Below are 9,317 nucleotides of genomic sequence, written 5' to 3' on the forward strand. Positions count from 1 at the left end.
CAGAAGGGACTACTCTAACTTTACACCATAACCGCCTTGGCGGTTGCTATAATAACCCGCGCAGGCGGGTTTTGTCTGTGTAGCTGCGGTTTCAACCGCTAATTAATAACCCGCGCAGGCGGGTTTTGTCTGTGTAGCCTGGGCGATTGGAAATCGCAGCTACACTTTCCCAAGTCTGCCTGCGCAGACTAATTAAAAACCCGCGCAGGCGGCTTTTCAACCGCTAATTAATAACCCGCGCAGGCGGGTTTTGTCTGTGTAGCTGCGGTTTCAACCGCTAATTAAAAACCCGCACAGGCGGGTTTTGTCTGTGTAGCTGCGGTTTCAACCGCCCAATTGGAAGGCGTGCAAGTTACTAAAATTAGCCCAACCACCTCATCTATTGCTAGAAAAACAGATCCCAACAACAATCACTGAAGCCGAAATCCCTTAGCAGCTAATTGCTTGCGGAGACTTTCAATAATTACCGCATCCAGAGTATTATCGCCACGATTAGCCATCGCTTGGCGCTGTTTCTCCACATATTCGTCACGTTTTTGAGATAAATCGCGAATCTTTTCTTGAATTGTCTCTCTTTCAACTTTCTTCGCCACGATATATTCTTGCCTTTGGGCTACAGTCATACTCTGCATCGCTTCGGGTAAGGCATCATTGGCTAATTCCTGAATCGTAACTTTGCCCCCATCGACAGCATCAATCAAATCCCATGAATCATTTTGGTAATATTCCGAAGCCTTAGCCGCACCTCGCGTCACCAAATTGACACCAGAATTAGTATCTTCAATCGCCTGACGCTGTTGTCCAACTACTCCTTCTGCACCATAAGGAATATAGGTTTCATTGAGTTTAGCATTCAAAGCGGCCATTTCGCGATCGTAAGGCGACTCAATAAAGGCAATCTCTTGGTTTTGGTTAATATTGAAGCTGCTACCCTGAGCTACCGTCGCACCAGAAGCCCAAAGTTGTCTTTCCTGACTTTCCGCTGAACCACAATATATAGTATTAACGAGGGTATTTCCCTTAACAGCGAGAGTCACAGATTCATTCCAAGGAATTGGTCCTTGATCGAATGGTTCATTACCTGCAATAAAGATAACATGAAAATCTTCCTTATTTTTACTCCAGTTTAATTCTCGCATAGCAGACTGAATTACCCATCCAGCATATTCTTGCCCACCTCTCGTTTCAATACTAAATAGTTTCTCAGAAACTAAATCTAATTCAGGAGTAAATCCAGTTAGGAGTCTCACAAAACCTTCCTCTGAGGGTAAATTATCGTTACCATAATGGTAGAGAGCAACTTCTAACTCTGGCACTTCGCCATTTTTGGTTACTTTGGTTAAATAATTAACAATTTGCCAAATCTGATTCCGTGTTTGGTCAATCAGTCCATCCATACTATTGCTAGAATCTAAAAGAATAGCCATTTGGATTTTAGCTTTAGCAAAAGCTTGGCTGGGAAAAGACAAGATGCTCAAAGTGAGAAATGTAGAGAACAAAATTCGAGTTAGTTTTTTCATGGCTTTTTCTGCTTTACTGTTTAAGTAATAACTTGCACCCTATATCAATAATAATAATCCAAAAAAACCTAACCCCCCAACCCCCTTCCCTTCAAGGGAAGGGGGAGCTATGGGTTAGTCTAGCGGCACGTAATGGCTAGACTTCGTGAAAGGGCAGCTATGGGAAGCCTCGTGTGGGAAGGTGTGGGAAGGGGGGTAATAAGTTGGAAATATTGGCGTAAAATTGAGAGATACTGTCTATCCTGTTAACGTTTGCATCAGTCTTTCCCTCAAGCCATCCACTGTATTAACCCTAATTGTTCCCATCCTTATCCTCAACCTGGGGACAATAAGTTTTGTAATAATTGTGGGAGTACCCTAGTGTTGCGCGATCGCTATATTCCCCTGAGACGGCTTGGATTAGGCGGATTTGCGGCTATTTATAGTGTATGGGATTTGCGCGATGCCGTGGGCGGGCGAAGCCATAGCACTGAAAAGGTATTGAAAGTATTACTAGATACTTCTCCCAAGCTCCTTCAGCTATTTCAACAGGAAGCTGAGGTTTTAGTACGACTCCATCACCCCGGTATTCCTAGAGTCGAAAAGGGTAATTATTTTAGTGCAAATCTAGCTAATTCTCAAGGGCGCTCCCTTCCCTGTCTAGTAATGGAAAAAATTAACGGAGAAACATTAGAAGAAATTCTCAATCAGTACCCCCAAGGATGTCCAGAAGATTTAGTTCGAGATTGGCTATGTCAGGCAGCAGATATCCTGGAAGAATTACACGGTTTTGGGATTATTCACCGCGACATCAAACCCTCTAATTTAATGTTGCGCCAGGAAACAGGACAATTAGTAATAATTGATTTTGGCGGCGTGAAACAAATGGGAGGAACTTCCCATAATAATTCTACCAGATTATTTTCGCCCGGTTACAGTCCACCGGAACAAATTGCCGGGGAAATAGTAGAACCTACTGCCGATTTTTATGCCCTGGGAAGGACTATGATTCAATTACTTACAGGAAGAGATCTATCAGAATTACATGACACCGTAACAGGTGAATTTCGCTGGCGCAATTTCGCATCAGTAAGTCCAACCCTTGCCGATTTACTTGATGATACAATTCGCATCAATCCCCAACAACGTCCCGCTACAGCAACAGAAATACAGCAGCGTCTCAAGATTAGTTTGCGGAAACAAAGAAAATCTCCCCCAGTAGTATCATCTATTTCACAAACCCTGCTGTTAGCCACAGAAACCCTAATGACAGCATCCCTAAATGCCATCGCAATATTCGGCGAAGGTGTTACTGGTACAGTCAGTTTTATCTTTAGGACAATTACTAATATTGTACTTGCCTGTTTAGATACCACTTTAGAGATGATATTATCCGGTTTATCCGCCAGTATTGGTGTTATAATTGGCTTTATTTTAATTAACTGGACGACATTAGAAGATCCCTTAATACATTGGTTATCAACCCATTGGTTAGATATTTTTCCTGATACTCAAATCAAATCATTCTCAGGAATTATAGTATTTGCTATCGCCGGATTATTTACCGCCTGGGGCATGACAGTAGGCGGCGGATTTGGACAGGAACAACGTTTTTTAGTTGCCGGATTTACAGGTATTATCGGTTATAGTATTAGCTGGTTAATTTGGCAGGTATCTGTAGCAAATGCACAAATAGAAAGGTTGATTTTAGTCACAACTACCATAGCCGTTTTCCCTCTCATCTTAGGATTGGGATTGCCCAGCCATTATCTGGTTCATGGGTTAGTTGCGGCAGGAGGTACGGGTATCGTTTTTCAAGGTTTATTTGGGTTAGGTTGGTTGCCTAAAGAAGTTATAACTAATATTTTTGCTGCATCTAATAGTAGCACAATTGATATCGTTGGCAGTGTGAGTTTTTTTTGCTTGTTGGGAGTTACTATCGCATTTTGGTTGGGGGTAAGTTATTATTTGTTAGTTCCTCTATTGCGCTGGTTGGGTTGGCGGTAATTGATGAAGAATTCAGTAGGTTATCCATTATGAGATTAAGATAAATATTATAAAAAACACTAAAACACTAAGACACTAAGGAAGAGATAGATGCTCTTTTGGGGGAAAGGGAGTATTTTACAATAAATTAATCGCGATCGCACCTTATTCCTGGGCTACATAAGTTTCAATAACGGTTTTCCAAGTTAAATAGCCTACCCCATTCAAATGCACTCCATCCAGCGTATATTTAGGATCTAATTGATTTTGCTCGTTTGCCAATTTATGATATAAATCAATATAGGAGTAGGCAAATTCTTTTGACAACTCTTCCAGTTGACGATTCACAGCCATCAAATCCTGATTATCAACTTTAATTGGATACTCTTGATTATTCACAGGTAATAAGCTTTGGACGAATACTTGAGTATTTGGTGTTTGTGCTTTAATAGTTTCCAGAATAATTTTATAATTTCTGGTTATTTCAGGTACAGATTTACCTTCATTCCAAATATCGTTAGTACCAATCATCAGGAATATCTTTTGCGGTTTTGCCTCGACAATTTCCTTGAGACGGGCAATTACTCCCTCTGTAGTATCACCAGAAATACCCCGATTTTTCACATTAGCATTTCCCAACCATTCACCCCACTCTCCTTGATCCGTGAGACTATCGCCAACAAAAATAATAGCACGATCGGATTTAGGCAAGAGATTAAACTGAAGCTCTCTCATTTCGTGATATGGTGAAATCTGACTATTCCTAGTCCGTACCCCTCGTAAATTGCCTCGATTCTGACCCACACAATCGCGCGGTGTAGTAATATAAGATAATCCACCACAACGAAAAATCGAGAAACCTAACCAACCAATAAATATGAGATTACAGGTAATTGAAATAAAAACTATTGCTCTAGTCTTATAGTTCATAGTTAATGAAAGTAAATAGTAAATAAATCCAAAGAGGAGCAGGGGCGCGGGGGAAAGAAAGTTACTTTTTTGAATGGAATTTGGTATTAGTAATAATTCTTCATATATCTTGATATTATTTATCACTTGTGAAAGCGATCGCTCATATAGACAGGACTTACAAATTGACACCATTACTAGCGGTTAATATGGCAAAAGATGACTTGTACTCCCATATTTAGTACTGCGACTTAATACCGAAGGTAGTTAAAAGTTAACCATAAATAGTGGTGGATTGTTGAGCAATTATGGCAGAATATATAGATATTTTCAAGTTCTGAGTAAAAAAATGAAAGTTGTCAAAACTCTATTACATTTATCCCGTTCGGCTGCGGCAGCAGTAACCGTTGTCTTTTCTGTTGTTGTAGCTACTCCTAGCTGGGGAGTTTCTATCTTTCTCACAGGTCACGATCCGGACTTCCATTCTTTTGTGGGAGGTAATACTACTGGGGCAAGGAACATCAATAATGTCGCTATTAATTACGTGACTGATCCGGCTTTCAACACCTTCACCAGTGGCGGGATTAATAAATTTCTATTTGTAGAGTCTAAAATTGCTCCTCCTGGCGGTCACGTCAATGGTGTTAATGGCATTCTCGCCAGTGGTTACACCCTTGGAGTTGACTTCGATCATGTAGATGCTAGTGGATTAAATGTAGCGCTAAATCAGCTAGGAACTACCTACAATGCGATTGTTGTTGCCTCAGATTTTGGTGGTGTCCTCACACAAGCAGAACTCGATATTTTGAATGCTAGATCAGGTGACATTATCAACTTCCTTAATGGAGGAGGAGGTCTCTATGCACTGGCAGAAGGTAATAATGGTGCCCATCTTACCCCAAATGGGGGGTGGTTTGGCTACTTACCTTTTATAGCCACAAGCACTAACCTGAATCAGTCAGAAGTAGGCTTTACCGTCACACCCTTTGGCGCTAGTTTGGGTCTGACAAACAACGATATAAATGGTAACGCTTCTCACAATATTTTTAATGGGACTTTCGGACTCAATATTGTGGATGTTGATTCACAGGGAAATATTATGTCCCTGGCTGGGAGAAACCTTCCTCATGAAGAAAAAATACCAGAACCTGCTGCTACATTGGGTATATTGGCGTTTGGTGCTTTCGGTGTAGCTTCAGCATTGAAACGGAAATGGAACAAGTAAGATTGGGATAGTTAGTTGATCCGATTGTCATGAGCAAGGTAATATAAAAGCTATGTTAGCGATCGCTAACATAGCTTTTTTACGTTAAACTCCAATGGTAAACAAGAATATTTCCTTACCCAAAGGGTGTAGAATTAGACCAGCAGATTTGGACGATCAATCCGGGCTAAAACAATTATTATGGGAATTTACCCTTAGTGAAGCAGTGGGAATTTACTTCCAACAATTTATTTACATTCCCATTCTACTTTTTGCCTCTTTAATCTCAATCTGTATCGCTTGGATATTGAATGTAGATATCAGGATTATCAGTAGTTTAGCGGGACTAATTATAATCGTTATTATCTATATACTCTGGTGGATCTTTATCAAACCGGGATTAAACTGGGAACGATACTGGGTGATTGAATGCAATTTCCGCTTAGTCGCCTGTGGCACAGTTGAAAAATACCCTACCTACTCCCGCCTCAATTACTTATACGTTAAACCAGAGTTGGGCGATTACTCAGAAACTAGTGCCAAAAGTGGCGATTACTGGGAGCAAAGCGCAAAACGCGATTACGCCGAGCTTACCGCCAAAAGCGATAATGGCGAAAGTAATACCAAACGCACGAGCAAATTAACTGAATATCTAATCCGATATCTAATTCAACAAACCAATCCACCTATATATTTATTATGTCAGCCAAACATGGTTGAATTTTATGCTAACATAGGTTTCGTCCGACCTTCTTTGTCAGAATTACCACCCCAATTTGCTAAACGTTATCGTAGTTTTAAAAATTCGGCTTTAGGTGTTATAATGCAATTCAAAACTAACTTAGACGATTCCTAAGTTAATTAGTTTAATCAAGAGATAAAGTCGAATAATATGCTTTCCGAACAACAATTAAGGCAATTTGCTGAGGCATGGATTGAGGGATGGAATTCTCATGACTTAGATGTAATTCTCTCTCATTACGCAGACGATGTAGAATTTAGCTCTCCCTTGATTGTCAAGCTTTGGGGAGATGCAACTGGCACGATCGAAGGGAATGAAAATTTAAGGAGTTATTTTGCTAAGGGATTAACCACGTATCCAAAACTTAAATTTGAGCTGATACAGTTACTGTTTGGGGTGAATAGTATTACTATCTATTACCACAGTGTTAATAACCTTCTCACGGCTGAAGTGATGGTATTGAATGAGGAGGTGAAAGCGATTCAGGTGAGGGCACATTATTACCCTTATTTGACAGAATGATGACTTCCAGAGTAAACTTGTCCTCAATCCAGTTTAAAGATATCATTTTTTGTAGTTACGAAACCCAAATCACTTCCATAGTTAGCGAAACAGGTAATTCAATCACCAAATACACCCATGAAAACAGTTTTATTCCTTTGTACCGGAAATTATTACCGCAGTCGATTTGCTGAATATTTATTCAATAAAATAGCATCAAAACAAGGTTTAAGTTGGGTATCTGATTCTCGCGGATTAGCCCTAGAAAGAGGAGTTTATAATATAGGAGCAATTTCTAAGTATGCTATTGCTGGTTTAGCGGAACGTGGAGTAAGTTTAGATTTAGATATACGTTATCCAATAGCTGTAACAGAATCAGATTTTGTCACTGCCATCAGAATTATTGCGCTAGATGAGAGGGAACACCATCCTTTGATGATTGAACGCTTTCCCAAATGGGTGGATAATATTGAATATTGGCAGATTCACGATGTGGATAAAACTGCTCCGGAGGAGGCGCTTCAGAAAATTGCCGATAATATTCAGGAGTTGATTGGAGAGTTAGGGAAATAGTTTCCCCCCCAGATACTCTATGAGATATACCGGATAATTTAATAGTGAGAATTGGAATCAATTAAACGGATTCCTCCACCAACAACCCATCCGCTGCCAAATCCGCTCTCCCATCTGCCACCAATTCAAGATTAAATAATATAATGCACTGGAACTATATTTAACCCTACGTGTCTGACAAACCAAAACCATCACGTTCCCTAGCTGGAATAGCCGGAATCGTCGCCGTTGCCACACTCATTAGTAAACTCTTTGGCTTTGTGCGGGAAGTCGCCGTCGCCACCGCCTTTGGAGTTGGTCCCGTTGTTATCGCCAATACCTACGCCTACGTGCTTCCCGGCTTCTTATTAATCTTACTAGGCGGGATAAATGGACCATTTCACAGTGCCTTAGTTAGTGTCTTAGCCAAGCGCGACAAATCAGAAGCAGCTCCCCTAGTGGAAACTGTCACTACAATAGTGAGTGGCATATTACTGTTAGTAACAATTATTTTAATTCTATTTGCTGGAACATTTATTGATATCCAAGCACCAGGATTAGATCCGACAACAAGATCCCTTGCCATCCAACAGTTACAAATTATGGCACCTTTAGCCCTATTTGCGGGATTGATTGGCATTGGTTTTGGGACTCTTAATGCTTCAGATCAATATTGGTTACCTAGCGTTAGTCCTTTGTTCTCCAGTTTAGCAGTAATTTTAGGATTAGGCGGTTTAGCCTTAGTTTTAGGCGAAAATATTAACGCGCCCCAATATGCCCAACTCGGAGGAATCGTTTTAGCGGGTGGGATTCTTGCAGGAGGAATTTGGCAATGGCTAGTGCAACAAATTGCCCAATGGCGTTCCGGGATGGGTAATTTGCGGTTGCGGTTTAATTGGCGCATTCCTGGTTTAAAAGACGTGATGAAAGTAATGGCACCTGCCACTTTTTCCTCTGGAATGCTACAAATTAATGTTTATACGGATTTATATTTCGCTTCCTTTATTCCCATGGCAGCAGCAGCGATGAGATATGGCAATTTAATTGTCCTCACACCATTGGGCATTATTTCTAATACCATATTAGTACCCCTATTACCAGTATTTTCCCGCTTAACTGCCCCAGAAAATTGGCCTGAGTTGAAAATAAGAATTCGTCAAGGATTACTCCTCAGCGCCTTGACTATGTTACCTTTAACCTCAATTTTTGTCTCTCTTTCCGTACCTATTGTCAAAGCAATATATCAGCGTGGTGCTTTTAATCAAGAAGCATCTAACGTAGTAGCACCAGTCTTAATGGCTTATGGTTTTGGCATGTTCTTTTATTTAGCCAGAGATGTTTTAGTCCGAGTATTTTACGCCTTGGGCGATGGCGAAACCCCATTTCGCATCAGTATTATCAATATTGTCCTCAACGGCGTACTCGATTGGCTATTGGTAACACCATTTAAGACACCCGGTTTAATCTTTGCCACCATTAGCGTCAATATCATTTCCATGGTAGTATTTTTATGGATATTGCACCGCCGCTTACATGGCTTACCGTTAGGAGAATGGAGTTTATCGCTATTGATGTTAACAGGGATTAGCGCGATCGCAGGATTTAGTAGTTGGGGTGTTAGCTCGGGTTGGGATAAATGGATAGGTAGTGGTAATTTCCTACTTCTAATATTACAAGTTAGTTTATCTGCGCTGGTAGCATTTGGCATTTTCGCTCTTTTAGTCACGCGACTAAAGTTACCCGAAGTAGATATATTAGTCTCCCGCCTCCGTCAGAAGTTTGGCAAACGGGGTTCCAGCTAACTTTTGTTATTACCGAAAAACGAGCGAGAAGCTCCTGGCTAAAGCCCTGGGGAGGAACAAATAATCAGGAGTGGAAATGAATCAACCAACTGTGAGGATTGCCATGGAATTAAGTTTTCCGG

Annotated in this window: 8 protein-coding genes; 6 read left to right on the forward strand and 2 right to left on the reverse strand. The window is 40.7% G+C overall.

What is annotated here, in order from left to right:
* Positions 1 to 410: 410 nt before the first annotated feature.
* On the reverse strand, positions 411 to 1,520 hold the full coding sequence (locus NJ959_RS20425; protein ID WP_254013584.1) for a vWA domain-containing protein: 1,110 nt from the start codon (positions 1,518 to 1,520) through the stop codon (positions 411 to 413).
* Positions 1,521 to 1,772: 252 nt separating this feature from the next.
* On the opposite strand from NJ959_RS20425, the gene NJ959_RS20430 reads away from it, so the two are divergent.
* Entirely contained in the window at positions 1,773 to 3,506 is a 1,734-nt protein-coding gene (locus NJ959_RS20430) for a protein kinase domain-containing protein (protein WP_373693686.1), read from the forward strand.
* A 144-nt stretch (positions 3,507 to 3,650) separates the two neighbouring features.
* Here the strand turns inward: NJ959_RS20430 and NJ959_RS20435 are convergent, their stop codons facing one another.
* On the reverse strand, positions 3,651 to 4,415 hold the full coding sequence (locus NJ959_RS20435; protein ID WP_254013586.1) for a GDSL-type esterase/lipase family protein: 765 nt from the start codon (positions 4,413 to 4,415) through the stop codon (positions 3,651 to 3,653).
* A 328-nt stretch (positions 4,416 to 4,743) separates the two neighbouring features.
* On the opposite strand from NJ959_RS20435, the gene NJ959_RS20440 reads away from it, so the two are divergent.
* The 5 genes from NJ959_RS20440 (at position 4,744) to murJ (ending at position 9,195) form a co-directional block, all read left to right on the forward strand.
* The gene (locus tag NJ959_RS20440) at positions 4,744 to 5,619 is read left to right on the forward strand and encodes a hypothetical protein (protein ID WP_254013587.1); all 876 of its coding nucleotides are present in this window, start codon (positions 4,744 to 4,746) and stop codon (positions 5,617 to 5,619) included.
* Positions 5,620 to 5,713: 94 nt separating this feature from the next.
* A complete protein-coding gene (locus tag NJ959_RS20445) occupies positions 5,714 to 6,454 on the forward strand; it encodes a hypothetical protein (RefSeq protein ID WP_254013588.1) in 741 nt (246 codons plus the stop codon).
* Between the two features lie 36 nt (positions 6,455 to 6,490).
* Positions 6,491 to 6,862: a nuclear transport factor 2 family protein gene (locus NJ959_RS20450; RefSeq protein WP_254013589.1), complete on the forward strand. Its 372-nt coding sequence runs from the start codon at positions 6,491 to 6,493 to the stop codon at positions 6,860 to 6,862.
* A gap of 117 nt (positions 6,863 to 6,979) precedes the next feature.
* On the forward strand, positions 6,980 to 7,414 hold the full coding sequence (locus NJ959_RS20455; RefSeq protein ID WP_254013590.1) for an arsenate-mycothiol transferase ArsC: 435 nt from the start codon (positions 6,980 to 6,982) through the stop codon (positions 7,412 to 7,414).
* A gap of 170 nt (positions 7,415 to 7,584) precedes the next feature.
* A complete protein-coding gene (murJ, locus tag NJ959_RS20460; RefSeq protein WP_254013591.1) occupies positions 7,585 to 9,195 on the forward strand; it encodes a murein biosynthesis integral membrane protein MurJ in 1,611 nt (536 codons plus the stop codon).
* Positions 9,196 to 9,317: the final 122 nt, after the last annotated feature.

It is taken from the genome of Limnofasciculus baicalensis BBK-W-15 (assembly GCF_024178385.1).
Taxonomy (GTDB): Bacteria; Cyanobacteriota; Cyanobacteriia; order Cyanobacteriales; family Coleofasciculaceae; genus Limnofasciculus; species Limnofasciculus baicalensis.

What these genes read in the sequence shown, in the direction of transcription:
- NJ959_RS20425 (WP_254013584.1), bottom strand. Translation starts at nt 1,520, where the DNA reads ATGAAAAAACTAACTCGAATTTTGTTCTCTACATTTCTCACTTTGAGC.
- NJ959_RS20435 (WP_254013586.1), bottom strand. Translation starts at nt 4,415, where the DNA reads ATGAACTATAAGACTAGAGCAATAGTTTTTATTTCAATTACCTGTAAT.
- NJ959_RS20440 (WP_254013587.1), top strand. Translation starts at nt 4,744, where the DNA reads ATGAAAGTTGTCAAAACTCTATTACATTTATCCCGTTCGGCTGCGGCA.
- NJ959_RS20445 (WP_254013588.1), top strand. Translation starts at nt 5,714, where the DNA reads ATGGTAAACAAGAATATTTCCTTACCCAAAGGGTGTAGAATTAGACCA.
- NJ959_RS20450 (WP_254013589.1), top strand. Translation starts at nt 6,491, where the DNA reads ATGCTTTCCGAACAACAATTAAGGCAATTTGCTGAGGCATGGATTGAG.
- NJ959_RS20455 (WP_254013590.1), top strand. Translation starts at nt 6,980, where the DNA reads ATGAAAACAGTTTTATTCCTTTGTACCGGAAATTATTACCGCAGTCGA.